The sequence below is a fragment of the Rodentibacter mrazii genome, from assembly GCF_001998825.1.
Classification (GTDB): Bacteria; Pseudomonadota; Gammaproteobacteria; order Enterobacterales; family Pasteurellaceae; genus Rodentibacter; species Rodentibacter mrazii.
Genome location: NZ_MLHG01000014.1, coordinates 1 through 26,441, shown reverse-complemented (window position 1 = coordinate 26,441; position 26,441 = coordinate 1). Strand labels below are relative to the sequence as shown.

Genomic DNA, 26,441 nt, shown 5'->3' with positions numbered 1-26,441 from the left:
AACGACCGCACTTTTTAGTCAAAAATAATTATGCTTGTGGATTCATAATTTCATCAAATGAAGATGCTTTTTCGGTCACTTGTGCTTTTGCAAGAACCGCATCAACCGCTTGTTCTTCTAACACAACATTGCGAATATTATTCATTAACTCTTCATTTTTACTGTAATATTCAACCACTTCAGCCGGTTGTTCGTAGGCAGAAGCGATATCTGAGATCATGGTTTTAACACGTTCCTCATCAGCTTTCAATTCGTTTGATTTGATTACTTCAGAGAATAATAAACCGACTTGAACACGGCGCTTCGCATCCGCTTCAAATAATTCACGTGGTAATTGTGCAGCCTGTTGAGTATTACCACCAAAACGTTGCGCCGCTTGGTTACGTAACACATTAATTTCTTCTTCAACAGCAGAAGACGGCACTTCAATCGGATTTTGTTCAATTAAACCGTTGATAACTTGTTGTTTCACACGAGAAACCAGTGCATTTTTCAACTCACGTTCCATATTTTTACGGATTTCTGCGCGTAAATCTTCAACTGTTTTGGTATTAGGACCAAATTTAGCCACAAATTCATCGGTCAACTCAGGCAATACCATGTTTTCAACTCTTTTCAAGGTAATCGCAAATTTAGCCGGTTTACCTTTTAAGTTTTCCGCATGATATTCAGCCGGGAAAGTCACATCAATATCAAATTGTTCACCGGCTTTATGACCTACAATACCATCTTCAAAGCCCGGAATCATTCGACCTTGTCCCATGAATAATACGAAATCGGAGGCTTTCCCGCCCTCAAATTCTTCACCATCAACAGAGCCGACAAAATCAATGGTGACACGATCGTCTGCTTTCGCTGCATCTTGGCTTTCTGCCCAAGTCGCCTGTTGTTTGCGTAGCACATCGATCATTTTATCAATATCCGCTTCCGTGATTTCAACGGTTGGTTTTTCAACTTTGATATTCTCTAAACCTTGTAATTCTACTTCCGGATACACTTCAAAAGTTGCGGTGAAAACTAAATCTTTACCTTGCTCAAAAGTTTCAATAGCAAAAGTAGGGCGACCTGCAATATTGATTTTCTCTGCAATCACGGCATCAAAGAAATGACGTGGCAATAAATCATTTAATACATCTTGACGAATTGATGCGCCAAAACGTTGCTCAATAATATGTGCCGGCACTTTACCTTTACGGAATCCATCCACACGAACATTTTTTGCTGCACGTTTAAATTCTTCACGGGTTGCTTTTTCAACAGTTTCCGCAGGAACGGTGATAGCCACACGACGCTCTAAACCTTGGGTTGTTTCAATATTTAATGACATTTGTAACCTCAATTAATTTGCACTCGGTAAAACTCACACCGAACACGTTGTTAAAAATAATGATAAAAAACTGCGGAATTATAACGAAATAAAATCAACCAGTCGATAGAAAGTCGATAAATCAAACAAAAAGTTGCCTGATTTGATGAATTAATCAGCAAACTCTAAATAAAAAAGTGCGGTTGAAAATGACCGCACTTTTAACGTCTTATAAACCTTTCGGTAAGCGAATTTTCTGCCCCGGGAAAATTTTATCCGCGTCTTTAATCACTTCTTTATTGGCTTCGACAATCGCTGTGTATTTTGCCCCGTTACCGTAAGTTTTTTCTGCAATTTTCCAAAGCGTATCGCCTTTTTGAATCACATAGAATGTATCGTCAGAGGCTAAAGTTTCACCACTACTGATGGTAGCATCGCTGGTAACGGAAGTAATACCTTGAATGTTTCCTGCCATTAAAACTGCTTTTTCTAACGCTGCAGCAGTAGAAGCAACACCTTGGATATTTGCTACCCCATTTTCAACAGTGACAGAAAGATTTTCTACACCCGGATTATCTTCTGCGATGTGTTGTGCCACCGCTTTCGAGGCATCTTCTTCTTTAGAGAAAAGTTTTTTGCCAATATCGCCAACAAAATCAAATAAGCCCATTTTCTATTCCTTTTTTAGTTATGAAATTTATACATACCATACTGAAAAGTGATAGGAATGTCTAGAAAATATCATGTAAATTCCGGTAAATCTTTTTATAAAAAGCTTTAAAGATGACCGCACTTTGATAGAATGCGGGCATTTTTAATCACAAAACAGAGGCTATTATGCGCTGGCAAGGTAGAAGAGAAAGTTCAAACATTGAAGACAGACGGGGTTCCGGTGGGAATTTTGGCGGAGGAAAAGGCACCGGTATATTGGGTTTCATTATTTTATTAGTGGGCGCTTATTATGGCGTTGATTTATCCGGTTTGGTCGGTACGCCTGATTTTTCAGGTCAATCCTCCCAACGATTAGAAACCCACGAAGAACAACAACTTGCCGGTTTATCAAAAGTCGTGTTAGCCGATACGGAAACCGTGTGGGGAAATTACTTCAAACAAATGGGTTATCAATATCAAGAACCCGTAATGGTATTATACAGCGGCGCAACCTCTACCGCTTGTGGTACGGGGCAATCGGCGATGGGGCCCTTCTACTGCCCGAATGATCACAAGGTTTACTTGGATTTATCCTTTTATAATGATATGAAAAATAAATTGGGCGCGGCCGGTGATTCAGCATTTGCCTATGTTATTGCTCACGAAGTGGGACATCATGTGCAAAACTTACTCGGCGTCTTAGGACAAGTTCACCGCGCACAACAAAGTACCGATCGCAAAACGGCTAATCAACTTTCAGTAAAATTGGAACTACAAGCGGATTGTTTTGCCGGCGTTTGGGCAAATCAAGCAGTGAAAAGTGGTTTGTTTGAACGAGGGGACGAAGAAAAAGCCTTTAATGCGGCGGAAGCGGTGGGGGATGATCGCCTACAAAAACGCGGACAAGGCTATGTGGTTCCGGATAGCTTTACCCATGGCACCTCCGCCCAACGCCTAACTTGGTTTAGAAAAGGGCTACAAACGGGCAATCCGAGCCAGTGTGATACGTTCAATTAAAAAAGAAAGGTCTAGCGTTTGCTAGACCTTTTTCTCTTAAAAATTAATTAGAGAATAAAACGGCTCAAATCTTCGTTTTCGACAACTTCACCCAAGGCATCCGCCACGTAGGCTTCATCAATATTCACGGTTTGACCATTCATATCACTCGCATTAAAGGATATTTTATCCATCAAACGCTCCATCACCGTATGTAAACGACGGGCACCGATATTTTCCGTTTTCTCATTGACACGGAATGCTGCTTCAGCGATTTTTTTCACCGCCTCTTGGGTAAATTCAATATCCACCCCTTCCGTTGCCATTAAGGCTTTATATTGCTCGGTAAGCGATGCATTAGGTTCCGTTAAAATACGCTCAAAATCAGCCGAACTTAATGCTGAAAGTTCAACACGAATCGGCAAACGTCCTTGTAATTCAGGGATTAAATCGGAAGGACGCGCCACTTGGAAAGCACCGGAAGCGATAAATAAAATATGATCGGTTTTTACCATACCGTGTTTAGTACTTACCGTTGAACCTTCCACCAAAGGCAGTAAATCACGTTGTACCCCTTCACGGGAAACATCCGCGCCGCTGTATTCACCTTTTTTGCAGATTTTATCAATCTCATCAATAAATACGATACCGTTTTGCTCCACTGCCTCAATAGCTTTTTGTTTCAATTCTTCCGGATTAATCAATTTTGCCGCTTCATCATCAATCAAGGTTTTCAACGCATCTTTAATTTTCATTTTGCGCTTTTTGGTTTTTTCACTACCGAGATTTTGAAACATAGATTGTAATTGGTTTGTCATTTCTTCCATGCCCGGCGGTGCCATAATTTCCACGCCCATAGAAACACCGGCTGAAACATCAATCTCAATTTCTTTATCGTCTAACTGACCTTCACGTAATTTTTTACGGAATGCCTGACGCGTACCACTATTGCTATCTTGGTTCTCGACTTCGCCCCATTGATTTTTTGCCGGTGGTAATAACGCATCAAGAATACGTTCTTCCGCTGCATCTTCTGCCTTCGCTCGATTTTTCGCAATTTCTTGCTGGCGAACCAATTTCATTGCACTATCCGTTAAATCACGAATAATGGAATCCACTTCTTTTCCCACATAACCCACTTCGGTAAATTTGGTGGCTTCCACTTTAATGAAAGGGGCATTGGCTAATTTTGCCAAACGGCGGGCAATTTCGGTTTTCCCCACCCCTGTTGGTCCAATCATCAGAATATTTTTAGGGGTAACTTCATGGCGTAGCGGTTCTTGAAGTTGCATACGGCGCCAACGATTACGAAGTGCAATAGCGACTGCTCTTTTAGCATCTGCCTGCCCAATAATGTGTTGATCTAATTCAGAAACAATTTCTCGAGGAGTCATTTCAGACATAATATTTTCCTTAATTCGGTAATTCTTCAATAGTGAAATTGGTGTTGGTGAACACACAAATATCACCTGCAATTTTTAATGATTTTTCGACAATTTCACGGGCAGAAAGATTCGTGTTTTCGACTAATGCACGTGCAGCGGATAGTGCGTAATTGCCACCGGAACCAATGGCTAAAATTTGATCCTCTTCCGGTTGTACCACATCGCCGATTCCGGTGATAATCAGGCTTTCTTTTTCATCCGCCACAATCAACATCGCTTCTAATTTACGCAATGCACGATCCGTTCGCCAATCTTTCGCCAATTCCACCGCACTTTTCAACAAATGCCCTTGGTGCATTTCTAACTTACGTTCAAATAATTCAAACAGCGTGAAAGCATCCGCCGTTCCGCCCGCAAAACCCGCTAACACCTTGCCATTGTATAAACGGCGTACCTTGCGTGCATTGCCTTTCATCACGGTATTGCCTAAAGAAACTTGTCCGTCTCCCCCTACCACTACTTGCCCATTACGGCGCACACTGACGATTGTTGTCATTCTTTTGTCCTTCTTTAAAAAAACTTGCACGCTATATGGCGACGAACTCTGGAAAATTCAAGTCTATGAATTGATTATTTACTTCTCACAAATAACAAAAACTGTAATTTAATAAAATTACAAAATAATGTTGCAATAATACAAATTCCGCCTATAATTATCATCATGTAATTTAAACAAGGTACATTTACAAATGAAATTGAACGATATAGTGGAAATTTGTGGCGGTCAAGCCCAATTCCGCATAACTGAAACGATGGATACAAATGCTCCCATTTATACTTTTTACTCCCAAGCCCATCTTGAACAAGATCTATATCTATCAAATAATCCTATTTCACCTAAAGAAATAAGAACTTTTGATCGGATTACTAGCCTCCTTTCTGCCGGTGATGTTGTATTTAGTTTAATTTCAGGAAAAACCGCTCAAGTCAGAGAGTGGCATCATCAGTTGTTATATACACAAAATTACCTCAAGTTAATACCACAATCACAGATTGACCAGGGTTATTTGGTATATTTATTAAACGAAAATCAGAGTATTCACAAACAATTATCCTGTGGTTTACAAGGCTCTCAAGTGCTGAAATATACGACAAAACAGCTTAAATCTCTCAAATTACCCAAGTTACCAGCATTATCAAAACAGCGTCTTATAGGAAATATCTACCTTAAACAACAAAAATTGACCTATCTGAAACAACGAGTTGCCCATCTTGAAAGACAACTTGTATTGGCACAATTACAAAAAGCGAGCGCAAAATGACAAATAAAATGCCTGAATTAAAATTTGAAAAAGCCTTAATTGAATATCTTTGTACCGGTACGATCACTGCTACCGAAAATGTGATTTCTGAACCAAGTGCAGACTATATCGTGCGCACTAAACTTTGGCATTATGAACCTAATATAAAAACAACCGAAGACTTATGGGGAAATTTCAAACAAATTTTAGAAAAACTTAACCAAAAAACCCTAGATCGTCCTCTCAGTGCGGTGGAATTTGCGCAAGTTAAACGCAAGATCTCCAATTTATCCACCCCTTATGCCGCAGGGCAATTTCTTTATGGCACAAATGGGGTATCACAAATTGAGATTGATTTAGATGATGATCGACATGTTTTTTTAACCGTATTTGACCAAAAACAGATCGGCGCAGGTGATACGGTATATCAAATTGTGAATCAAATTGAACGTCCGGCGGTCATTGCCGGTAAAAAGAATCGTTGTTTTGACACGACATTATTAATTAATGGCTTACCAATTATTCAAATTGAAGAAAAAAAAGAAACGCGGGATATTAATGAAGCCTTAAATCAAATGCATCAATACATCGCAGAAAATCAATATAGTGATATTTTTTCTACACTCCAAATCTTAGTGGCTATCACACCTAATAACGTGAAATATATGGCGAATACTACCGCAGAACGTTTTAATAAAGATTTTGCCTTCAACTGGCAACGCCAATCGGACAATAAACCTGTTTATAAATGGAAAGAATTTGCCGATTCTATGCTGAGTATTCCTATGGCGCATCAAATGGCAACTAACTATATGATTTTAGACGGTACACCAAACAAGCAAGCTCTAAAAGTGATGCGCCCTTATCAAGTTTATGCCACACGCCGTGTAATGGATAAATTAAAACGGGCAGATTTTGATCAAGCGTTAAATAAACTCGGCTACATTTGGCACACCACTGGCTCAGGCAAAACCATCACAAGTTTTAAAACCGCTTGGCTCGCAAGCCGTTCGCCAAAAGTAGATAAAGTCGTGTTTCTAGTCGATCGTATTGCATTAACCACTCAAACCAATGAGAATTATCGTGCTTATGATCCTGATGCGACCGAAGACAGTTTAGGCACGGTACTTGATACCAACAACACCACGGATTTAAATCGCAAATTACACAGCAAAGGTAGTCAAATCATTATTACCTCTGTACAGAAACTGGATACCTTGGTTAAACGTGCCTCTTTCAAAGCACCTGAAAAAAATATTGTCTTTATTGTAGACGAAGCCCACCGTTCCACCGGAAGCGAAAATTTCAGTGCCATTCAAAAAGCATTTAAACATTCCGCATGGATTGGTTATACCGGCACGCCAATGTTTGATGAAACCACAAAGGGCTTACGAACTGAAGATATTTTTGGAGAACTCTTGCACGCCTATACCATTAGAGAAGCGATTGCAGATCGTAATGTCTTGGGGTTTAAAGTGGATTTTGAAACCACAATTAGCGAAAAAAGTATGAAAGAAGATCATCTTCCGAAATTCTATCGCCATAAATATCCGGATTGGAGCGAAGAACAAATTGCCTCGAAAATTGCCAACTTAACCCAACAAGATATGGATGACAATATTGAACCGAGTTTCTACGATGAAAATGAAGAACACGTAAAATTGGTCGTCGCCGATATTTTCAAACATTGGAAAAACCGTTCAAATTGGGACAACAAACGCAATCAAGGACGATATAATGCCCTTCTGACCACCCACGTCGGTGGTGGCAAAGCCAGCACGCCAATGGCAATGATGTATTTTCGTGAGTTCCAACGTGTTAATAAAGCGCGGTCGGAAAATGGCGAGTTTTTGCTTAAAGTCGCCGTTACTTTTAGCCAAAATACAAGCAATAACGACACGATGCTGGAAACCAATCAAGGACTATTTGAAGCGATTCAGCACTACAACAAAGAATTTAACACCAATTTCACGATGTCTGAGGTATCGGCATACACCCAAGATGTCACCAGTCGATTAAATCGCACCGCGGCAGACAAACAGTATCTCGATCTTGTCATTGTAGTCGATCAACTGCTCACAGGGTTTGATGCTCCTGAGTTAAATACGCTCTATGTTGACCGCACTTTAAAAGGTGCCGGACTCATTCAAGCCTATTCAAGAACAAACCGAGTTTCAGATATGCGGGAAAAACCTTGGGGACGTATTATCAATTATCGCTGGCCTGCACATAATGAAAATTTAATGAATGAAGCATTGTCCATCTATGCCAATAAAGATTCTGCCAAATTATCTGATAAAGAGCGAAAAGCGAATAATATTAAAGACAATATTACCGCACCAAAATACGAAGAATTGCTCAATGAGACAAAAAATATCGTAAAAACACTCCGAGAAATAACGGATAACTTTACTCAGTTACCACCATCTGAAACGAAAAAATGGGAAATGTTTGAGCAATTACGCACCTATACTGCAAATATCGCCAAAATAAAACAATATTCTGTAGAAAATGAAAACGGTGAAATCACCGGCTTTGATTATGAAAACCCTGATAAACTGATTCACGAACTCGGCATGAATAGTGAAGAAGAAAGTATGCTCACCAACACCTTGACCAACGAACTCAAGCTCCATTTAGCAAAAAGTCGAAACGTGCCGGTGATGCAAATAGAGCTAAAAATGACCCACGTGAAAGATGTTGAAATTAACTATGATTATTTAACAGAGTTAATCACCACCTTACTCCAACAAATTGAAGCAGGTGAAACCGAAAAAGCGAAAGAGACTCAGAAAGAATTGGAAAAATTTGCCAATGGATTGGAAGATCGTAGTTTTGCAAGTCGAATTAGCCGTGCGGCGAAAGCGATCACCAAAGGTTTTTTCAAATTAAAAGATGCATTTAAACAAGACGGGGTTTCCATTGTCGAACAGGCAAATTACGCAAGCCAAGACCAACAATTTTTGGATTTCCGCCTGCAATGGGGGCTAACAGAAATTCTAACAAACGCGCAACTTCGTCAACTTTTTGCGAAACACCAATTTCAACAAAAAGATTTAGATGACAATGATCAGCTCACGATACTCATCAAACAAGCGGGCATCACCTATCCGGAACTTGCCCAAAATGATGAGGTAAAAAAACTGACCAAAATGAAATATCGCAATCAGTTGCGTAATGCAATCTATGAACTGGCGGATGAATTTGTGAGGGAATAATATGCTGCTCCCAGAAATGAAAAGCCTGATGAAACTCACTAGGGATGTAAGACCAACCATTCCCCCAATCCATTTAGGCGATAAGATGTAACATGAATTTTTAATTGTTAAAACCGGAAAAGAGAATTCTCTAAAAACCAACCGCACTTTTAACCTGATTTAAGGAAAAACAAAATGAATAACGAAAAAAGACTTGTACCAAAATTACGTTTTCCCGAATTTACTGACGCTTGGGAACAGAGGAAACTGGGGAAGATAACAAATTCTTATTCTGGTGGTACGCCAAGTGTATCCATCCCAAATTATTATGGTGGCAATATTCCATTCATCCGTTCAGGTGAAATTGGTTCAGAAAACACGGAACTATTTATTACAGAAGATGGATTAAATAATTCATCAGCCAAGTTAGTTTCAAAGGGCGATATTCTCTATGCTCTTTATGGAGCGACAAGTGGAGAAGTATCTAGGTCATTGATAAATGGAGCAATTAATCAAGCAATTCTTGCCATTAAACCACATGAGAATTTTTCTTCAGAATTTATTACTCAATGGCTAAAAGGTAAAAAATCACATATCGTTTCAAGTTATTTACAGGGTGGACAGGGAAATTTATCAGCAGAAATTGTTAAAAATTTAGTTATTTTCATTCCTCAAAATAAAGAACAACAAAAAATCGGCACATTTTTCACCGCACTTGACTGCTACATCACCATTCATCAGCGTAAGTTAGAAAACGTGAAAAAATTGAAAAAATCGCTCCTACAAAAAATGTTTCCGAAAAATGATCAAAAATTTCCGGAAATTCGTTTTCCCGAATTTACTGACGCTTGGGAACAGAGGAAGTTGGGGGAGTTAGCTAAATTCAATCCTAAATCAATTTTGCCAGATACATTTAAATATGTTGATCTAGAATCTGTTAGTGGAACGGAATTGCTTGGCTATAAAACTGAAAATAAATATTCTGCCCCCTCAAGAGCACAACGGCTAGCACAAAAAGGAGATATTTTTTATCAAACAGTTAGACCATATCAAAAAAATAATTATCTATTTGATTTTGAAGATAAAGATTTTGTATTTTCCACTGGCTATGCTCAGTTAAGACCCCAAATAAATGGTTATTTTTTATTTAGCCGATTACAAGAAGATAATTTTGTTCGCCGAGTTTTAGATAAGTGTACAGGAACAAGTTATCCCGCAATAAATGGAAACGATTTATCAGAAATATCTATTAGAGTGTCAGATAATCCCAAAGAACAACAAAAAATCGGCACATTTTTCACCGAACTTGATCGCTACATCACCATTCATCAGCGTAAGCTAGAAAATGTGAAAAAATTGAAAAAATCACTGTTACAACAAATGTTTGTTTAATAAGGGAAAATGATGACCTATTCCATTGAATATACCAAAGAAATTGACCGTTTAAGCAAAGAAAATGCCTATCGACTTTATGATTCCGGCGATATTCATCACGTCGAAGTTGGGACAACGAAAGGCTTGCAAGACATTCACCGCTATTTATTTCAAGGGCTTTATGATTTTGCCGGCGAAATTCGTGAATTAAATATTTCCAAAGGGCATTTTCGCTTTGCCAATGCACTCTATTTAAAACCGGCATTAAGTGCGGTAGAAAAAATGCCTGAATCAACCTTCGAGCAAATTATTGAAAAATATATTGAAATGAATATTATCCATCCGTTTTTAGAAGGGAACGGGCGTTCTACCCGTATTTGGTTGGATTTAATTTTTAAGAAAAATTTAAAAAAAGTCGTAGATTGGCAGAAAGTGGATAAAAAATTGTATTTACAAGCCATGGAACGAAGTCCAATTAATGATTTGGAAATCCGTTTTTTATTACAAAACGCTTTAACGGATCGCATTGATGATCGTGAAATTTTCTTGAAAGGGATTGAACAATCTTATTATTACGAACAAGCCGAATAAGTGCGGTTAAAATAAACAGAATTTTTAATAGAGGAATCAAAAATGAGCAATGTACAAACTATCACCAGTAAACTTTGGGCAATGGCAAATGAGCTACGTGGCACAATGGATGCTTCAGAATATAAAAATTATATTCTTGCCTTTATGTTTTATCGTTATTTATCAAAACATCAAGAACAATATTTGGTCGATAATCATATTTTAGAGATTTCACCGGGGCAAAGTGTCAATGAGGCTTATGTAACTCAAGCCACGGGTGAAGAATTACAAGATTATCTAGAAGATATTTCAGCCAGCCTCGGCTATGCCATAAATCCTGAAGATACTTGGGATTCATTAATGCAGAAAATCCATAATGCCGAGGTGATGCCAAGTGATTACCAAACCTTATTCGATAACTTCAACCAAAACGCTAATTTAAATGAAGAGGCGGTGCTTGATTTTCGTGGTGTCTTTAATGATCTGAATTTAGGAGATTCCCGCTTAGGAAATTCTACTAATGAACGCGCAAAATCTTTAGGCAATATTGTGAAATTAGTGGATGAGATTGAATATAAAGACGACAATGGTCGTGATATTCTCGGTGAAATTTATGAATATTTGATCGGACAATTTGCCGCCAATGCCGGTAAAAAAGGCGGTGAATTTTATACGCCTCACCAAGTTTCAAAAATTTTGGCTAAATTAGTCACCCTTGATGTGGCAGATAACCAAGATAATTTCTTGGTTTACGACCCAACAATGGGTTCAGGTTCGTTACTATTGACCGTAGGGAACGAATTGCCAAAATCAAAACCAATTAAATATTACGGGCAAGAATTGAACACTACCACTTATAACCTTGCGCGTATGAATTTGATGATGCACGGTGTCTCTTATAAAAATATGACGCTCTCCAATGCCGACACCTTGGAAAGCGATTGGCCGGATGGAATTGATGCTCAAGGGATTGATCAGCCGTTATGCCGTTTTGATGCAGTGGTGGCAAATCCGCCTTATTCTGCCAACTGGGATAATCACGAACGCAAATTAAAAGATGCCCGTTTCCAACCTTTTGGCGTATTAGCACCAGCCTCAAAAGCAGACTTTGCCTTTATTTTGCATAGCTTATACCACTTAGGCGAGCAAGGCACCATGGCAATTGTCCTACCGCACGGCGTGCTTTTCCGAGGAGCCGCTGAGGGGAAAATCCGTAAGGCATTGATTGGCGATAACACCACCAATGCACAAGGAAACTATTTAGATGCAGTGATTGGTCTACCGGCGAATTTATTCTATGGAACAAGTATTCCCACTACGATTTTGGTGTTTAAAAAGAACCGTAAAAATAAGGATATTTTGTTTATTGACGCAAGCCAAGATTTTGAAAAAGGCAAAAATCAAAACCGTTTGACCGATGAACAAGTTCAGAAAATTATTGATACCTACCAATCACGTCAAAACGTTGAAAAATATGCCTATGTTGCCTCCATTGAAGAGATTATTGAAAATGACTACAACCTCAATATCCCTCGTTATGTCGATACGTTCGAGGAGGAGGAAGAAATAGATATTAACGAGGTGCTAAAACAACTCAATCAAGATGAGCAAGAAATAAAACAATTGGAAAAAGAAATCAATGAACAGCTAAAATTGCTAGGAATTGAACTTCCATAACAAAAAAGAGGCCAAAAGCCTCTTTTTTTGTGGAAAAAATCGGTAAATTTTCACCGCACTTTGATAAAAGAACTTACGCTTGGGAACAGAGGAAGTTGGGGAATTTGGTACAACGAATTACAAGAAAAAATAAAAACCTAGAATCAACATTACCATTAACTATTTCAGCTCAATATGGTTTAGTGGATCAAAACGAATTTTTTAATAAGGTTGTTGCTAGTAAGGATGTGTCAGGCTATTACTTAATAGAGAAAGGTGAATTTGCATATAACAAATCCTATTCTAATGGATTTCCATGGGGTGCAATTAAGCGATTAGATTCGTATCCAAAGGGAGTATTATCAACACTTTATATTCTATTTAAACCGATAAATGTGAATAGTGACTTTTTAACTAAATATTATGAAACAACACACTGGTACAGAGAAATTTCTAAGCACGCTGCTGAAGGAGCAAGAAACCACGGATTGTTAAATATTGCTACAGAAGATTTTTTTAAAACAAAATTGACTATCCCTAAATTAGATGAAGAACAACAAAAAATCGGCACATTTTTCACCGCACTTGATCGCTACATCACCATTCATCAGCATAAGTGAAATATATTCTTATAGGAGATTCATTATGAATGAGGTAACTTCAAAGCAAGCGCTATTTCATCAATACTATTCGCATTGGATTCATATTTATAAAGAGGGTGCAATTAGAAAAGTGACGATGTCGAAGTATTTACTTACACTGGAATGGCTTAAACGATTGATTCCTAAATTATCATTATGCGATCTTAATCGCATTACTTATCAAAAGTTACTCAATGATTATGCCCGTTACCACGAACGACAAACAACGATGGATTTTCATCATCAATTAAAAGGAGCAATTTTAGATGCTGTTGATGAGGGGTTATTAAGCAGAGATCCCACTCGAAAGGCTATTATTAAAGGTCGCCCACCACGGGTAAAAAAGCCCAAATATTTAAACCAATTTGAATTACATACCCTGATTACAAAGTTAAATTTAACAAAAGAACTTAATTGGGATTGGTTTATTTTATTGATTGCTAAAACGGGAATGCGCTTTTCCGAAGCATTAGCGATTACTCCGAAAGATTTTGATTTTTCACATCAAACATTGTCAATTAATAAAACTTGGAATTATAAAGAGGGAGGCGGCTTTTTACCCACAAAGAACCGTTCCTCTGTGCGTAAAATTCCGCTTGACTGGAAAACTATTATTCAATTTTCTGATTTAATTAAAGGTAAACCTGAAGATCAGCCAATTTTTGTTAAACAAAAGATTTTCAACTCTACCGTGAATGACATTCTGACTCGCCGATGTAAAAAAGCGAACGTTCCGATTATTTCATTACATGGTTTGCGTCATACCCATGCCTCACTGCTATTATTTGCAGGCGTTTCTATCGCAAGTGTTGCCAGACGATTAGGGCATTCAAATATGACAACAACACAAAAAACCTATTTGCATATTATTCAAGAATTGGAAAATAGAGACATTGATCTTGTGATGCGTTCATTGTCAAACTTAAGCTAACTTTACGCTAATATCACTTATGCTGATGAATGGTGATGTAGCGATCAAGTGCGGTGAAAAATGTGCCGATTTTTTGTTGTTCTTGGATTTTGGGATAAGTTAGAAGAACTTCTTTCAAGTCATTATTACGAAGATGAACCACAGATTTACCTTGAGCCTTAGACGCTAATAATTTCTGTTGACTTCCATTTGAAATACTTAATGCTAAAAATACGGAATTAATATTTGGATTCGTTTTAATGATATTTAGATCACCACCAATAATAATTCCTTGTATTGTAACAGCTGACGCTCTAGCGATATCTTCAGCCGCCTCACCTGAGGCAGGAACAATTACTTCATTACCTTGGCTTTTTACCGCTTTATTATCATTTGATACAAAAGTATTAACCTGACTAATTTCGGTTTGATAATTTGTGTATAGCTGACCATATAAAATGATTGGGTGTCCTGAATCAGTTAAATCAGATTTTGAATAACCACTACCTTTAGAAAAATTTGCCAAATCCCCCAACTTCCTCTGTTCCCAAGCGTTAGTTTTTTACAAACAATCGTGAACATTCATTCGCATTTCCCCTAAATTATGGAGCTATTGTAAATAAAAATAATGAAATTTTATTACACCATAGACAAGCAAACTGGATATATGAGACATAACTTACCAAAATAAAGGCTAGGTCAATACTTAAATCGTTTTCCATTCGAGAGACCTCATCCAATGTGGTAAAATTGGCAAAAATTTTGAGGCTCATTATGATAACTTGGATTACTCCCTCTTTTCTTACACTCCTTGGCATATCGCTTTTTCTTTTAATTGTTCTCGGTTTTCTACTGGCTCGCCGTACGCGTGATGCCCAAGAATTACAACAAGATTTAAATAAAACCAACCTTGATTTTAATCAACTTGCCGAACGCTTTGATTTGCTCAATCAACAAAAAAATCTTTTGCAACAGCAAACCGTTAAAGCCCAAACAGAAAGTGAGGGGCTACAAATTCGCTTGACCGAACGTGATGAAAAAATCGCCTATCTTTCTAAAGAATTGGATGAGTCACAACTTCGTTATGAGCAAATCGCCACACAAATCACGGCATTAAAAGAACGTTTTGGCATAGCCTCCGCACAGGCTGAGAGCTTACAAAACCAACTACAGCAAAGCCAGAGCCATCTCTTGCGTAAAGAACAAGAGCAACAAAATTTAACGGAAAAATTGACCGCACTTTCACAAGAACTGACCGGTTTGAAAACCACCTTGGCGGAAAAAGAAAAGCATTTTGCCGAGCAACAACAAAATATTGAACAATCTAAACAACAACTTGGGATTGAATTTCAAAATCTCGCCAACCGTATTTTAGATGAAAAAAGCAGATCTTTTAATCAAACCAACCAAACCGCATTGGAAACGCTGCTTAAACCTTTTCGTGAACAAATTGAAGGTTTTCAAAAACGTGTCAATGAAATTCACTCGGAATCACTAAAAGGCAATGCCGGTTTAGAGGCGGAAATCAAGAAAGTGTTGGAAATCGGGCTAAGTATGTCGCAAGAGGCGAACAATCTGACTTCTGCCCTGAAAGGTGAAAAGAAAACCCTTGGTAATTGGGGCGAAGTGCAGTTGGAACGGGCTTTACAGCTAGCCGGCTTAGTTGAAAACGTCCATTATCATGCGCAAGCCCATTTTAAAGATGAACAAGGCGGGCGTAATTATCCGGATTTTGTCCTAAACCTCCCTGATGACAAAAACATTATTATCGACAGCAAAATGTCCCTCATCGCCTATGAAAGTGCGGTCAATTCTGAGGATGATTTTGAGCGTGAACGCCTGCTTCGTGAGCATATTAAGGCATTGAAAAATCATATTGATGATTTGCACAAAAAAGATTACAGCAACTTAATTGGTATGCGTAGCCCGAATTTTGTGTTGATGTTTATTGCGGTAGAGCCGGCTTATATTGAAGCGTTAAAATTAGATCCGAACTTGTTCAATTACGGTTATGAGAAAAATGTCATTATGGTATCGCACACAACCCTTATGCCTATTTTGCGTACCGTGGCAAACCTGTGGCGAATTGAACGTGGTAATGCCGAAGCGAAAGAAATCGCCGAAAAAGCCGGTGAGATTTATAACCAAATTTGTTTGGTGGCTGAGCGCCTCAATAAACTAGGGAATACGCTTTCTACCGTGAGTAATCAATATAACAGCACGGTAACGGCGTTGGTAGGACAGCAAGGCTTGGTTGGCAAAGTAGAACGCTTTAAAGATCTTTCCGCTAAAGCTAACAAAACTATGCCAAACGTAGAATTATTAAATAATGGCGTGGATTTGTCGCGCTTGGCGTTAATACCGCAAGAAAACAAAGAATAAACGTCTATTTGTTATTGATATTTTCTAAAAAACTGCTATTTTCTGCGGTTTTTTATTCTGATATTTTAGGAAAGTTAAATGGAACAGCAAAAACCTCAAGATCCTTACGCCAAATACAATGCCCAATCCAGTACTATCAGCAAAATTATTTTTGCCAGCCGTTGGTTGCAACTACCGATTTATCTTGGTTTGGTCGCCGTACAAGGGATTTATGCCTACAAATTTATGAAATCACTTTGGCATTTACTCACTCACATCAATGAAATGGATTCCAACACTATTATGCTTGCCGTGTTGAATTTAATTGATGTAGTGATGATCGCCAACTTATTGGTTATGGTTACCATCGGGGGTTATGAAATTTTTGTCTCAAAATTAAGAACACGTAATCACCCTGATCAACCGGAATGGATGAGTCATGTGAATGCGACGGTATTGAAAGTCAAACTTTCGATGTCCATCATCACGATTTCTTCCATTCATATGCTGCAAACTTTCGTTAATGTCAGCAATTTGCCGGAAAAAACCATGATGTGGCAACTTTTCTTACATCTCGGCTTCTTAGTTTCAGCCATTGCCTTAGCTTACACCGATAAAATTTTATACAGCACCAGTCACAAAAACCACTAGCAATAAACCGTATTTCTCCTGCAGAAACGCCAACCAAAAATTGGCGTTTTTTTAGTTTATATAAAATTATCCAAAATAATCTTGATACTGTATATTAATACAGCTATAATGCACTAAATTTTGTTTAACGAGGAAAAATAAATGGCATCACAAGACGAAAAAAAGAAAGGAAAAACAACGGCAACAACACCTGCAACACCGGAAGAAAAACAAAAAGCCCTTGCCGCAGCATTGGGGCAAATTGAAAAACAATTCGGTAAAGGCTCCATTATGAAGTTAGGGGATAATCAAAAACTTGATGTGGAATCTATTTCTACCGGTTCTACCGGGCTCGATGTTGCTTTAGGTATCGGTGGTTTACCTATGGGGCGTATCGTTGAGATCTTTGGTCCTGAGTCTTCCGGTAAAACAACATTAACACTTTCAGTCATCGCTCAGGCTCAAAAAGCAGGTAAAACCTGTGCGTTTATTGATGCGGAGCATGCTTTAGATCCGATTTATGCCGCTAAATTAGGAGTTAATGTTAAAGATCTATTGGTCTCTCAGCCCGATAATGGAGAACAGGCTCTTGAGATTTGTGATGCCTTAGTCCGTTCAGGTGCGGTTGAGCTTATTATCGTTGATTCCGTTGCCGCACTGACCCCCAAAGCCGAAATTGAAGGGGATATGGGGGATTCTCATGTGGGATTACAGGCTCGTTTAATGTCTCAAGCATTACGCAAATTAACCGGTCAAATTAAAAATGCGAACTGTTTGGTTATATTTATTAACCAAATTCGAATGAAAATCGGTTCTTATGGCAACCCTGAAACCACAACCGGTGGGAATGCACTAAAGTTTTATGCTTCGGTTCGCTTGGATATTCGCCGTACCGGATCGGTCAAAGATGGTGAAAATATTATTGGTAATGAAACCAAAGTAAAAGTAGTTAAAAATAAATTGGCGCCGCCATTCCGTCAGGTAGAGTTCCAAATTCTTTATGGTGAAGGTATTTCTAAAACAGGCGAATTGATTGAACTGGGCGTTCAGCACAAATTGGTGAATAAATCCGGAGCTTGGTATTCTTATGAGGACGAAAAAATAGGTCAAGGTAAAGCAAATGCAATGAAGTGGTTACTAGACAACCCTGAAAAAGCCCTGATATTAGAAAACAAATTACGAGCCGAGTTAATCGCAAATCCTGATCAAGGATTCACTGAAGATATTGAACAAGCCGATGACAAATTAAATTCAGAGGATGAATTTTAATTTACCCGTTATTTTAGCCCTTTAAAGTGCGGTCAATTTTGCCCGCACTTTTTCTCTAAGGAGTGATGATGTCTTCTATTGCACTGAGTTATGTTATTAATTTACTTGCCCGCCGTGAATACAGTGAGTTTGAACTCCGCAATAAAATGCAAGAAAAAGCCTTTTCCGAACTAGAAATTGATGAAGTGATTATACATTGCCAACAAAAAAATTGGCAGAATGATAAACGCTTTGCAGAAAACTATTTGTATTATCGTAGCCAACGAGGCTATGGCGAGAATAGAATCAGACAAGAACTAAAACATTTAAAAGGAGTGCCGTCAGCTATTATTACTGAAGTATTCGCGGAATGTGATATAAATTGGTCCGAGCTTGCTTTTATAGTTTTACGTAAAAAATTTCCTAATTACACAGAAAAACACGCTCCAAAAATAAAACAGAAAATTTGGAACTATATGCTTTCCCACGGTTTTTCTTCTGAACAATTTTCACACTTTATTGGGAATGAATCAGTATTTTTTGAATAAGTGTATGTTCATCTTGATCTGAATTAGCCATTTCTATAATTTGCTTATAGGGAGTGCGACTTTAAAGCAACTCCCCTTCCCTAACTCACTTTTTATTTCCAATTCCGCATTGTATTTTGCCAACGCAAATTTGGTAATAGAGAGACCAAGCCCCGTTCCACCGGTTTGACGTGAGCGGGCATTATCAACACGATAAAAACGTTCTGTTAATCGAGGGATATGTTCCGCCGCAATACCAACACCGGTATCAGTTACAGAAAAAAATGCTTTATCTGCCAGTTTAGTAAGCTGAATTGTAATCATGCCTTTTTCCGGCGTATATCGAACCGCATTGAAAGTCATATTACTTAATGCGCTGTATAACTCAGGTTCCAATCCATAAAAATGAATATTCGGTTCAATTTTCACAATAAACTTATGCTTTTCTCGTGAAAAATTTTGTGTAGCCTCAACAACCTGATGAACCATTTTGGATAAATCAAAATGTTGAAATTCTCCGGCAGTGGACTGCCCGCGTTCTAAACGAGACAGCGTCAGTAAATCCGATAAAAGGTTTAACATTCGCTGCCCTTCTTTTTGCATTAAACCTAAGAATTGTTGGCGTTGTTCAATCGCTAAATCGGGCATATCCGATAATGTTTCTATAAAACCGTTAATCACCGTAAGTGGTGTTCGTAACTCGTGCGAAACATTGGCAACAAAGGCAATTTGAGCATCATCTAATTGTTCTTCTTGAGTAATATCTTGTGTGATTAATAATTCGCTATTTTGATAGAAAGGTTGGCGGCTGATTCGTAAAATTCGCTTGAAATAATTTCCGTTAGGTAAACTAACTTTTAATGTAAGAGGCTCATTTTCCAGTTTCTTTTGTAGAAATTGTTGGAACTCAGGTAAACGGATGAGATTTTGCAGGATACCTTTAAGATCATTTTCATAGTTCAGATTAAGATGTTTGCAAGCAAGAGGGTTAAACCATTCAATACGACCTTCGGTTAAAATAACAATTCCACTGGGAATAGCTTCTATCACTTGATTAAAACGATCCAGAGAAGCGGAAAGTTCCTTTTTACGTTTTATACTGGCTTTCCGTAAAGATAAAATTTTCTCAAAAATATGTCCCCAAAGTCCAAAACCCTGTATCGGATTTTCCTGATCGTTTAACCAACGAATTAAGCGAACTAAATAAAATAGCTGAATACTTATCCACCCTAGCAATACGATATTCAGCGAAATCCACATCATTTCCGTACCGGCAATTAAATAGCCCACTCCGGCAGAACAAAATAGAGTGAGGATTAATCTGAATAAGGTCGGAAAAAATAATTTCATTATTCTTCTTCCGCATTGAAACGATAACCGGAACCCCGTACGGTTTGTAATAAACAATCTAATCGACTTGGTTCAAGGGCTTGGCGTAAACGACGGATATGCACATCAATAGTTCTCTCTTCCATAAAAACGTGATCCCCCCAAACAAAATCAAGGAGCTGTGTACGGCTGTATAGACGATTTGGGTGAGTCATAAAGAAGTGAAGTAATTTAAATTCGGTTGCCCCTAAGTTTAACCTAATATTATTACCAATCACAATTTTATTAACCGGATCTAAACTTAATCCTTTAATATTGATCGGTTGCTCCGTTTTATGAGGATGGTGACGACGTAAAAATGCATTGACCCGCGCCACCAATTCTCTTGGAGAAAAAGGCTTGGTAACATAATCATCAGCACCGATATTTAAACCTTTCTCCTTATCTAATTCATCACTACGCGCGGTTAATAAAATAATAGGTAAACTTTCCGTGCGCTTCATTGAACGCAATTCTTTGGTAAATTCAACACCAGAAACACCAGGCAGCATCCAGTCCAATAAAATAAGATGAGGGAGCTGATCATTAATGTGTTGCCTTGCTTGTGGTACATTTTCCGCTGTACGTACCTCAAAACCGGCTTGTTCTAAGATAAATTTAATTAATGTCATAATAGACTCTTCGTCTTCAACCACTAAAATATTTGCTTTTGGCATAGTCTACTCCCTGGATTTTTCTGAAAAGTGCGGTTAAATTTAGAGCCGTTTTAACCGAATTTACCTGTAATATAATCCTCGGTTTCTTTACGTTTCGGTTTCGTAAAGATCTGTTTGGTATCACCGATCTCGATAAGCTCGCCAAGATACATATAAGCCGTCATATCGGAGACCCGTGCTGCTTGCTGCATATTGTGGGTTACAATTGCAATAGTATAGTCATTCTTAAGTTCTGTAATCAACTCTTCAATATAAGCCGTTGATATAGGATCAAGAGCGGATGTCGGTTCATCAAGTAATAACACTTCGGGCTGACAAGCTATGGCTCGAGCAATACATAAACGTTGTTGTTGTCCACCGGAAAGAGAATTACCGGATTGTTTCAATTTATCTTTCACCTCTGCCCACAATGCAGATTTTTTTAATGCCCATTCCACACGATCATCCAAATCACTTTTGCTGAGTTTCTCGTATAGTTTTACACCAAAAGTCACATTGTCATAAATGGACATTGGGAAGGGGGTTGGTTTTTGGAAAACCATCCCGACTTTAGCTCGTAATAAGTTAACATCAACATCTGCATCAAGAATATTTTTGTTATCCAATAATAATTGACCTTCCGCTCGCATATTAGGATAAAGATCATACATCCGATTAAATATGCGCAACAAAGTGGATTTACCACAACCGGAAGGACCGATAAAGGCAGTAACTTTTTTTTCTAAAATATCAACATTAATATTTTTTAGTGCGTGGAAATGACCATAGTAAAAATTTAAATTTTGGGTTGAGAGTTTTGTTTTCATCATTATTCCTTAGTGTTTCTTACGACCTAAAATTCTCGCCATTACATTAGTAATTAATACTGTAAATGCGATAAGTAGTGCCCCCGCCCAAGCAAGTGATTGCCAATCTTTGTAAGGGCTCATCGCAAACTGATAGATAACATTTGGCAAATTAGCAATAGGTTGATTCATATCCGAACTGAAAAATTGATTGTTTAATGCGGTAAATAACAAAGGTGCGGTTTCACCAGAAATTCGCGCGAATGCAAGTAGAACACCTGTTAAAACACCTGTTTTCGCGGCTTTCAGTGTTACCATTGAAACCATTTTCCATTTTGGTGTTCCTAAAGCATAGGCTGCTTCCCGCAAACCGTTTGGTACTAATTTCAACATATTCTCAGTAGTGCGTACGACAACAGGAATGACTAGTAAGGACAATGCAAGAGAACCCGCCCAACCGGAAAAATGCCCTTGCTTTACAATAATAATGCCATAGATAAATAAACCGATAACAATGGAAGGTGCTGATAATAAGATATCGTTCATAAATCGAGTCATACCGGCTATTTTGCTATGTCTGCCAAATTCCGCTAAATAAACACCAGTTAAAATGCCAATTGGCGTACCGATAAAAAGCCCGAATAAGGTGATGAGCAAACTCCCCCAAATAGCATTGCGTAAGCCACCACCTGCATCAGGAGGCAAGGTATCAACCCGAAAAAGATGAAGCCCTAATCCGTTTATACCATTTGCCAAAAGTGTATAGAAAATCCAGCCAAGCCAAAATAAACCGAATCCCATCATTACCCAAGCTAGCATTAAATAGAAACGGTTAAGCCACTGGCGGCGTACATATAACGAATGATTTATTGTGTTTTTCATCTAGCGTCCCTCTGATTTTACCGCTTTTAATAATAGTAATTTTGACAAGCACAGTACGGTAAATGTTATAACAAAAAGAATTAATCCGAGATAAAGTAAGGAGGACAAATGCATTGGATCAACGGCTTCCGCAAATTCATTTGCAAGTGCAGACGTGATCGATACACCGGAGTTATTTAAACTCGCACTGATATTAAAGGTATTACCAATAACAAAGGTAACCGCCATTGTTTCACCTAAAGCACGACCTAAGCCGAGAATCACGCCGCCTATTACCCCCACCTTAGTATAAGGTAGTACAATGCGACGAATAACTTCCCAGCGGGTACAACCTAAACCATAGGCAGACTCTTTTAACATTGTCGGCGTTACTTCAAATACATCGCGCATCACCGAGGCGATATAAGGAATTATCATAATCGCAAGGATTAAACCTGCCGCAAATAATCCTATTCCCATTGGAATACCATCAAATAACACGCCGATTAACGGAATATCGCTAAAATGTTCAATCATAAACGGTTGAACCGTTTCGGAAAATATAGGGGCAAACACAAACAACCCCCACATCCCGTAAATGATTGAAGGAATACCGGCTAATAATTCTATTGCGATACTTAATGGACGACGTAGTACCACAGGACAAAGTTCGGTAAGAAAAACCGCAATCCCGAAGCTCACCGGCACAGCAATAATCAGCGCAATAATAGAAGTCACTAATGTACCGTATATAGGCGCTAGTGCACCATATTTGCCTTGTACGGTATCCCATTCGTTTGAACTAAAAAATTCAAAACCAAATTGTTGCATTGCGGGATAAGCGCCAATAATCAATGAGAGTAAAATGCCACTGAGTATCGCTAGCACAAACAAAGCAAAAAAACGGGTAGTATTAACAAATAAAGCATCAATAAGTGCTTGTTGTTTTAGTTTTTGGGAAAGTGTCATCATTTTTCCTTATTCCCTCCCGTTAAAGGGAGGGAATACATTTTTTATTTCAAATTAACTTTTTTCCATTCATCACGCACAAGCTGTTTTACATTATCCGGTAAAGGTACATAATCCAGTTTTTGTGCTTGCTCATTGCCTTTTTTGTATGCCCAGTCAAAGAAATCCAAGACTGTTTCCGCTCTTTGCTTATCCGCTACGTTTTTCGGTACTAAGATAAAGGTTGCGGCAGCGAGTGGCCACGCTTTCTCAGAAGGCTGGTTAGTCAATACTAAACTGAATCCTTTTGCTTTATTCCAATCAACGTTTGCGGCCGCAGCAAAACTTTCTTGGGAAGGCAAAACAAAGTTACCCGCAGCATTCTTTAACTGAACGTGAGTCATTTTATTTTGTTTCGCATAAGCATACTCAACATAGCCGATGGAATTCTTAACACGTCCTACATAGATTGATACGCCCTCATTACCTTTTCCTGCCGCACCACTTGCAGAAGTTGGCCATTTCACCGTATTCGCCGCACCGACTTTATCTTTCCAATCTGATGAAACTTGGCTTAAATAGTGGGTAAAGATAAAACTCGTACCGGATCCATCTGCACGAAACACAGTTGTGATCGCTTTATCCGGTAAATTTAACGAAGGATTTAATTGCTTAATTTTTTCATCATTCCAATGAGTAATTTTTCCTAAATAAATATCGGCTAACAATTCACCGGTTAATTTTAATTCTCCGGGTTTTATTCCCTCTACATTGATTACCGGTACAACACCGCCAATAACGGTTGGGAATTGGACAAGATTATTTTTTTCAAGATCATCTTCTTTCATTGGTGAGTCTGATGCACCAAAATCAACAGTACCGGAGATAATTTGTTTTACACCACCGGAAGAGCCGATAGACTGATAATTTATTTGATTACCGGTTTCAGCCTTATAATTCATTGCCCATTGCACATAAACCGGTTGAGGAAAAGAAGCCCCTGCTCCGGTTACCGTTGTTGCTTTTGCCGCTTGGCTGAAAGCAAAAATAGACAATAAAGCAAGAGTGACAGTACGTATTTTCATTGTATTCTCCTTAAGTTTGGATGATTAAGTAGTCACGCCGTTAATATAGTAAAGAAATATTTCATAAGTATGACAAACAAACATTTATTTCCATCAAGTGGAATTCGCTTTGTCCGCATTTTAAAACAAGGAAAAAATCAACCGCACTTTTCACACTTATTTTAAATTAGACTCAATTTCCGCCAACTCTTTATGGCGAATATCAATACCACGAACTAAATACACAACATGTTCCGCGATATTTTTAGCATGATCGCCAATCCGCTCTACAGCTTTATTCATCATCATGACATCAATCCAAGTGCTGATATTTTGAGGCTGTTCAAAAATATTGGTGGTGAGTAAGCGTAATTGATTACGATAATCCATATCTAATTTTTCATCGGATAAACGTAATTCGACCGCCGCATTTTCATCAAGTCGGGCGAAAGCGTCCAAAGCACGACGAATCATTACAGATGACATTTCTAAAATACGGTGGGTATCGTATAAACCGGAAGCAGAAATTTTGTTATTAATTAATAAATTATTTGTATAGAAAGCAATTTTTTTTAGCTCGTCGCCAATACGTTCCAGATCAACAATAATTCTGGAAGTCGTTAAAACAAAACGTAAATCACCGGCTGCAGGTTGGCGTCGAGCAATAATTGTTTGGCAGTGATCATCAATTAACTCTTCCATTTCATTAATTTTCTTTTCACTCTCAATAACTTCCTGTAACCCTTGCGGATTAGCTTGGCTCAGGCTTTGCAGAATAATTTGAATTTGCTGCTCGACTATCCCGCCCATTTGCATAACTTCTGTGCGAACGCCTTCCAATTCTTGATTAAAATGTGAAGAAATATGCTGATTTTTCATTTTGATCCTTAAAAATAAATTAAATGCGTTCGAAGTATAGAAGAGAAATATTTCAGGAATATGACAACTTGTAAGATTATGCTAAAAGCAACCGCCCTCCCCACACTTTACAACAATGCCGGCGTAGCAAACTCAAAAATGAAAAATTTAGACAAAATGTAGAAACATACCAAGTACGCCCTACCCGATAACTTATTGATATTGGATACACAATCTTCCCCTACGCCCATATTGAATGTCAGTATTGCGCAAGTGCAACATAACATTGAAAAATGAAGTGGAATTATTCATTACAATTGCGCGAAAGATTGAATAGAGGAATTATTAGAAAGGAAATGAAGATATTACGTATAACAAAACTAAAATAAGGTACGATGTGCACCTTATTTCTATCCCCATTTAACGCATCGCTTGAGCATTTTCTACCTGAACAAAAAAACCGTTTCCATTCAAAATAACACTATAATCCGTTTGATACTGTTTACCTTGGGTTTCCACCAACGCATGACAGCTCCGAATACTTTGCTGCGGATAATATTGTGTTTCATATACTTGTCTAATTTGTTTCACGGTCATTTGCGTTGCCGTTACCTGACCCTGTTGCTTAAATGCGTCAGAAAGCACTTTAGCGACATGGTTATCTTGGCATTTTGGCACGATAACGGCTTTTGGCGTTTGTTTAGTCTGTGTATTTTTTGATGTGTGAGCTTGGTTTTCCACCTTTTCAATTTTCTTTGCTGAAACTGTTTGTACTGTTTTTTTCATTTTTTCAGCTTTTTTCTTTTCTTTTTTCTGGTTCTTAACCAACTGTGATTTCACTACTTTTTTACCGGTTGAAGCCTGATTTTTGGCAGTTGTTTTACTCACTTTGGTTACCGATTTTTTCTGTGCCGCTTTTTTCTTTTCTACCACCTTTTTGGTTGTTTTTTTCTCTATAGTTTTTTTCGCTTGAGTCTGTTTAGTTTGCTTAACTGCTTGCTTCGTTGTTGCATTTTTATTTTGTGAGGCGGCAACAGTATTGCTCCCCATAAAGAAAAACACAGTAAATAAAACCTGAAATAATTTTTTCATAAATGTCTCCTTAAACAAAAAGTGCGGTCAAAATT

The 26,441-nt window shown here is 38.2% G+C and carries 24 protein-coding genes and 1 pseudogene; 12 read left to right on the top strand and 13 right to left on the bottom strand.

Features of this window, described 5'->3' with window-relative positions; translation table 11 throughout:
• Positions 1–28: 28 nt before the first annotated feature.
• Positions 29–1,327: a trigger factor gene (gene tig, locus BKK47_RS02530; RefSeq protein ID WP_077493354.1), complete on the bottom strand. Its 1,299-nt coding sequence runs from the start codon at positions 1,325–1,327 to the stop codon at positions 29–31.
• A gap of 208 nt (positions 1,328–1,535) precedes the next feature.
• Positions 1,536–1,976, bottom strand: a complete 441-nt coding sequence (gene lysM / locus BKK47_RS02525; protein ID WP_077493353.1) for a peptidoglycan-binding protein LysM — start codon at positions 1,974–1,976, stop codon at positions 1,536–1,538.
• 167 nt (positions 1,977–2,143) lie between these two features.
• On the opposite strand from lysM, the gene ypfJ reads away from it, so the two are divergent.
• Positions 2,144–2,974 (top strand): KPN_02809 family neutral zinc metallopeptidase, encoded by an 831-nt coding sequence (ypfJ, locus tag BKK47_RS02520; protein ID WP_077493352.1) that lies wholly within the window; start codon positions 2,144–2,146, stop codon positions 2,972–2,974.
• Between the two features lie 47 nt (positions 2,975–3,021).
• Here ypfJ and hslU read toward each other — a convergent pair whose 3' ends face one another.
• Together hslU and hslV are read right to left on the bottom strand one after the other, a co-directional pair.
• A complete protein-coding gene (gene hslU / locus BKK47_RS02515) occupies positions 3,022–4,356 on the bottom strand; it encodes an HslU--HslV peptidase ATPase subunit (RefSeq protein ID WP_077493351.1) in 1,335 nt (444 codons plus the stop codon).
• Positions 4,357–4,366: 10 nt separating this feature from the next.
• Complete coding sequence (gene hslV, locus BKK47_RS02510) at positions 4,367–4,894, bottom strand: ATP-dependent protease subunit HslV (protein ID WP_077493350.1); 528 nt, start codon at positions 4,892–4,894, stop codon at positions 4,367–4,369.
• 193 nt (positions 4,895–5,087) lie between these two features.
• On the opposite strand from hslV, the gene BKK47_RS02505 reads away from it, so the two are divergent.
• From BKK47_RS02505 to BKK47_RS02475, 7 genes are all read left to right on the top strand, one after another.
• A complete protein-coding gene (locus BKK47_RS02505) occupies positions 5,088–5,660 on the top strand; it encodes a restriction endonuclease subunit S (RefSeq protein ID WP_077493349.1) in 573 nt (190 codons plus the stop codon).
• Positions 5,657–8,857, top strand: a complete 3,201-nt coding sequence (locus BKK47_RS02500) for a type I restriction endonuclease subunit R (RefSeq protein WP_077493348.1) — start codon at positions 5,657–5,659, stop codon at positions 8,855–8,857. Before BKK47_RS02505 ends, BKK47_RS02500 begins: the two co-directional genes overlap by 4 nt.
• A 174-nt stretch (positions 8,858–9,031) precedes the next feature.
• A complete protein-coding gene (locus BKK47_RS02495; RefSeq protein WP_077493347.1) occupies positions 9,032–10,228 on the top strand; it encodes a restriction endonuclease subunit S in 1,197 nt (398 codons plus the stop codon).
• Between the two features lie 12 nt (positions 10,229–10,240).
• Positions 10,241–10,801 (top strand): protein adenylyltransferase Fic, encoded by a 561-nt coding sequence (gene fic / locus BKK47_RS02490; protein ID WP_077493346.1) that lies wholly within the window; start codon positions 10,241–10,243, stop codon positions 10,799–10,801.
• A 42-nt stretch (positions 10,802–10,843) separates the two neighbouring features.
• Entirely contained in the window at positions 10,844–12,457 is a 1,614-nt protein-coding gene (locus tag BKK47_RS02485; RefSeq protein WP_077493345.1) for a type I restriction-modification system subunit M, read from the top strand.
• A 29-nt stretch (positions 12,458–12,486) separates the two neighbouring features.
• On the top strand, positions 12,487–13,056 hold the full coding sequence (locus tag BKK47_RS02480) for a restriction endonuclease subunit S (RefSeq protein WP_208603959.1): 570 nt from the start codon (positions 12,487–12,489) through the stop codon (positions 13,054–13,056).
• Positions 13,057–13,081: 25 nt separating this feature from the next.
• Positions 13,082–14,008, top strand: a complete 927-nt coding sequence (locus BKK47_RS02475) for a site-specific integrase (RefSeq protein ID WP_077493344.1) — start codon at positions 13,082–13,084, stop codon at positions 14,006–14,008.
• Between the two features lie 13 nt (positions 14,009–14,021).
• Here the strand turns inward: BKK47_RS02475 and BKK47_RS02470 are convergent.
• A pseudogene (locus tag BKK47_RS02470) lies at positions 14,022–14,525 on the bottom strand (restriction endonuclease subunit S); the annotation flags it as partial.
• A gap of 236 nt (positions 14,526–14,761) precedes the next feature.
• Between BKK47_RS02470 and BKK47_RS02465 the strand changes: the two are divergent.
• The 4 genes from BKK47_RS02465 to recX all read left to right on the top strand — a co-directional run bounded on the left by BKK47_RS02465 (position 14,762) and on the right by recX (position 18,774).
• Positions 14,762–16,369: a DNA recombination protein RmuC gene (locus BKK47_RS02465; RefSeq protein WP_077493342.1), complete on the top strand. Its 1,608-nt coding sequence runs from the start codon at positions 14,762–14,764 to the stop codon at positions 16,367–16,369.
• Positions 16,370–16,447: 78 nt separating this feature from the next.
• Positions 16,448–16,999 carry a TIGR00645 family protein gene (locus tag BKK47_RS02460; protein WP_077493341.1) on the top strand — a complete coding sequence of 184 codons (552 nt, stop codon included), beginning with the start codon at positions 16,448–16,450 and terminating at the stop codon, positions 16,997–16,999.
• A gap of 141 nt (positions 17,000–17,140) precedes the next feature.
• Positions 17,141–18,247, top strand: coding sequence for a recombinase RecA (gene recA / locus BKK47_RS02455; RefSeq protein ID WP_077493340.1), 1,107 nt, complete (start codon positions 17,141–17,143; stop codon positions 18,245–18,247).
• 68 nt (positions 18,248–18,315) lie between these two features.
• Positions 18,316–18,774 carry a recombination regulator RecX gene (recX, locus tag BKK47_RS02450; protein WP_077493339.1) on the top strand — a complete coding sequence of 153 codons (459 nt, stop codon included), beginning with the start codon at positions 18,316–18,318 and terminating at the stop codon, positions 18,772–18,774.
• Positions 18,775–18,807: 33 nt separating this feature from the next.
• On the opposite strand, the gene phoR is transcribed toward recX, so the two are convergent.
• The 8 genes from phoR to BKK47_RS02410 all read right to left on the bottom strand — a co-directional run bounded on the left by phoR (position 18,808) and on the right by BKK47_RS02410 (position 26,406).
• Positions 18,808–20,103, bottom strand: a complete 1,296-nt coding sequence (gene phoR / locus BKK47_RS02445; protein WP_077493338.1) for a phosphate regulon sensor histidine kinase PhoR — start codon at positions 20,101–20,103, stop codon at positions 18,808–18,810.
• Positions 20,103–20,798 (bottom strand): phosphate regulon transcriptional regulator PhoB, encoded by a 696-nt coding sequence (phoB, locus tag BKK47_RS02440; RefSeq protein ID WP_077493337.1) that lies wholly within the window; start codon positions 20,796–20,798, stop codon positions 20,103–20,105. Before phoB ends, phoR begins: the two co-directional genes overlap by 1 nt.
• A gap of 50 nt (positions 20,799–20,848) precedes the next feature.
• Positions 20,849–21,607, bottom strand: a complete 759-nt coding sequence (gene pstB, locus BKK47_RS02435; protein WP_059365990.1) for a phosphate ABC transporter ATP-binding protein PstB — start codon at positions 21,605–21,607, stop codon at positions 20,849–20,851.
• 6 nt (positions 21,608–21,613) lie between these two features.
• The gene (pstA, locus tag BKK47_RS02430) at positions 21,614–22,465 is read right to left on the bottom strand and encodes a phosphate ABC transporter permease PstA (RefSeq protein ID WP_077493336.1); all 852 of its coding nucleotides are present in this window, start codon (positions 22,463–22,465) and stop codon (positions 21,614–21,616) included.
• A complete protein-coding gene (gene pstC, locus BKK47_RS02425) occupies positions 22,466–23,413 on the bottom strand; it encodes a phosphate ABC transporter permease subunit PstC (RefSeq protein WP_110890438.1) in 948 nt (315 codons plus the stop codon). It abuts the gene before it with no gap.
• A 44-nt stretch (positions 23,414–23,457) separates the two neighbouring features.
• The gene (gene pstS / locus BKK47_RS02420; RefSeq protein ID WP_077493335.1) at positions 23,458–24,477 is read right to left on the bottom strand and encodes a phosphate ABC transporter substrate-binding protein PstS; all 1,020 of its coding nucleotides are present in this window, start codon (positions 24,475–24,477) and stop codon (positions 23,458–23,460) included.
• Positions 24,478–24,633: 156 nt separating this feature from the next.
• Positions 24,634–25,335: a phosphate signaling complex protein PhoU gene (gene phoU / locus BKK47_RS02415; protein ID WP_077493334.1), complete on the bottom strand. Its 702-nt coding sequence runs from the start codon at positions 25,333–25,335 to the stop codon at positions 24,634–24,636.
• Positions 25,336–25,734: 399 nt separating this feature from the next.
• On the bottom strand, positions 25,735–26,406 hold the full coding sequence (locus BKK47_RS02410; protein ID WP_077493333.1) for a hypothetical protein: 672 nt from the start codon (positions 26,404–26,406) through the stop codon (positions 25,735–25,737).
• Positions 26,407–26,441: the final 35 nt, after the last annotated feature.

What these genes read in the sequence shown, in the direction of transcription:
- pstB (WP_059365990.1), bottom strand. Translation starts at nt 21,607, where the DNA reads ATGATGAAAACAAAACTCTCAACCCAAAATTTAAATTTTTACTATGGT.
- lysM (WP_077493353.1), bottom strand. Translation starts at nt 1,976, where the DNA reads ATGGGCTTATTTGATTTTGTTGGCGATATTGGCAAAAAACTTTTCTCT.
- BKK47_RS02505 (WP_077493349.1), top strand. Translation starts at nt 5,088, where the DNA reads ATGAAATTGAACGATATAGTGGAAATTTGTGGCGGTCAAGCCCAATTC.
- hslU (WP_077493351.1), bottom strand. Translation starts at nt 4,356, where the DNA reads ATGTCTGAAATGACTCCTCGAGAAATTGTTTCTGAATTAGATCAACAC.
- pstC (WP_110890438.1), bottom strand. Translation starts at nt 23,413, where the DNA reads ATGACACTTTCCCAAAAACTAAAACAACAAGCACTTATTGATGCTTTA.
- ypfJ (WP_077493352.1), top strand. Translation starts at nt 2,144, where the DNA reads ATGCGCTGGCAAGGTAGAAGAGAAAGTTCAAACATTGAAGACAGACGG.
- hslV (WP_077493350.1), bottom strand. Translation starts at nt 4,894, where the DNA reads ATGACAACAATCGTCAGTGTGCGCCGTAATGGGCAAGTAGTGGTAGGG.
- BKK47_RS02460 (WP_077493341.1), top strand. Translation starts at nt 16,448, where the DNA reads ATGGAACAGCAAAAACCTCAAGATCCTTACGCCAAATACAATGCCCAA.
- phoR (WP_077493338.1), bottom strand. Translation starts at nt 20,103, where the DNA reads ATGAAATTATTTTTTCCGACCTTATTCAGATTAATCCTCACTCTATTT.
- pstA (WP_077493336.1), bottom strand. Translation starts at nt 22,465, where the DNA reads ATGAAAAACACAATAAATCATTCGTTATATGTACGCCGCCAGTGGCTT.
- phoU (WP_077493334.1), bottom strand. Translation starts at nt 25,335, where the DNA reads ATGAAAAATCAGCATATTTCTTCACATTTTAATCAAGAATTGGAAGGC.
- recX (WP_077493339.1), top strand. Translation starts at nt 18,316, where the DNA reads ATGTCTTCTATTGCACTGAGTTATGTTATTAATTTACTTGCCCGCCGT.
- BKK47_RS02500 (WP_077493348.1), top strand. Translation starts at nt 5,657, where the DNA reads ATGACAAATAAAATGCCTGAATTAAAATTTGAAAAAGCCTTAATTGAA.
- fic (WP_077493346.1), top strand. Translation starts at nt 10,241, where the DNA reads ATGACCTATTCCATTGAATATACCAAAGAAATTGACCGTTTAAGCAAA.
- tig (WP_077493354.1), bottom strand. Translation starts at nt 1,327, where the DNA reads ATGTCATTAAATATTGAAACAACCCAAGGTTTAGAGCGTCGTGTGGCT.
- pstS (WP_077493335.1), bottom strand. Translation starts at nt 24,477, where the DNA reads ATGAAAATACGTACTGTCACTCTTGCTTTATTGTCTATTTTTGCTTTC.
- BKK47_RS02495 (WP_077493347.1), top strand. Translation starts at nt 9,032, where the DNA reads ATGAATAACGAAAAAAGACTTGTACCAAAATTACGTTTTCCCGAATTT.
- BKK47_RS02410 (WP_077493333.1), bottom strand. Translation starts at nt 26,406, where the DNA reads ATGAAAAAATTATTTCAGGTTTTATTTACTGTGTTTTTCTTTATGGGG.
- recA (WP_077493340.1), top strand. Translation starts at nt 17,141, where the DNA reads ATGGCATCACAAGACGAAAAAAAGAAAGGAAAAACAACGGCAACAACA.
- BKK47_RS02475 (WP_077493344.1), top strand. Translation starts at nt 13,082, where the DNA reads ATGAATGAGGTAACTTCAAAGCAAGCGCTATTTCATCAATACTATTCG.
- phoB (WP_077493337.1), bottom strand. Translation starts at nt 20,798, where the DNA reads ATGCCAAAAGCAAATATTTTAGTGGTTGAAGACGAAGAGTCTATTATG.
- BKK47_RS02465 (WP_077493342.1), top strand. Translation starts at nt 14,762, where the DNA reads ATGATAACTTGGATTACTCCCTCTTTTCTTACACTCCTTGGCATATCG.
- BKK47_RS02485 (WP_077493345.1), top strand. Translation starts at nt 10,844, where the DNA reads ATGAGCAATGTACAAACTATCACCAGTAAACTTTGGGCAATGGCAAAT.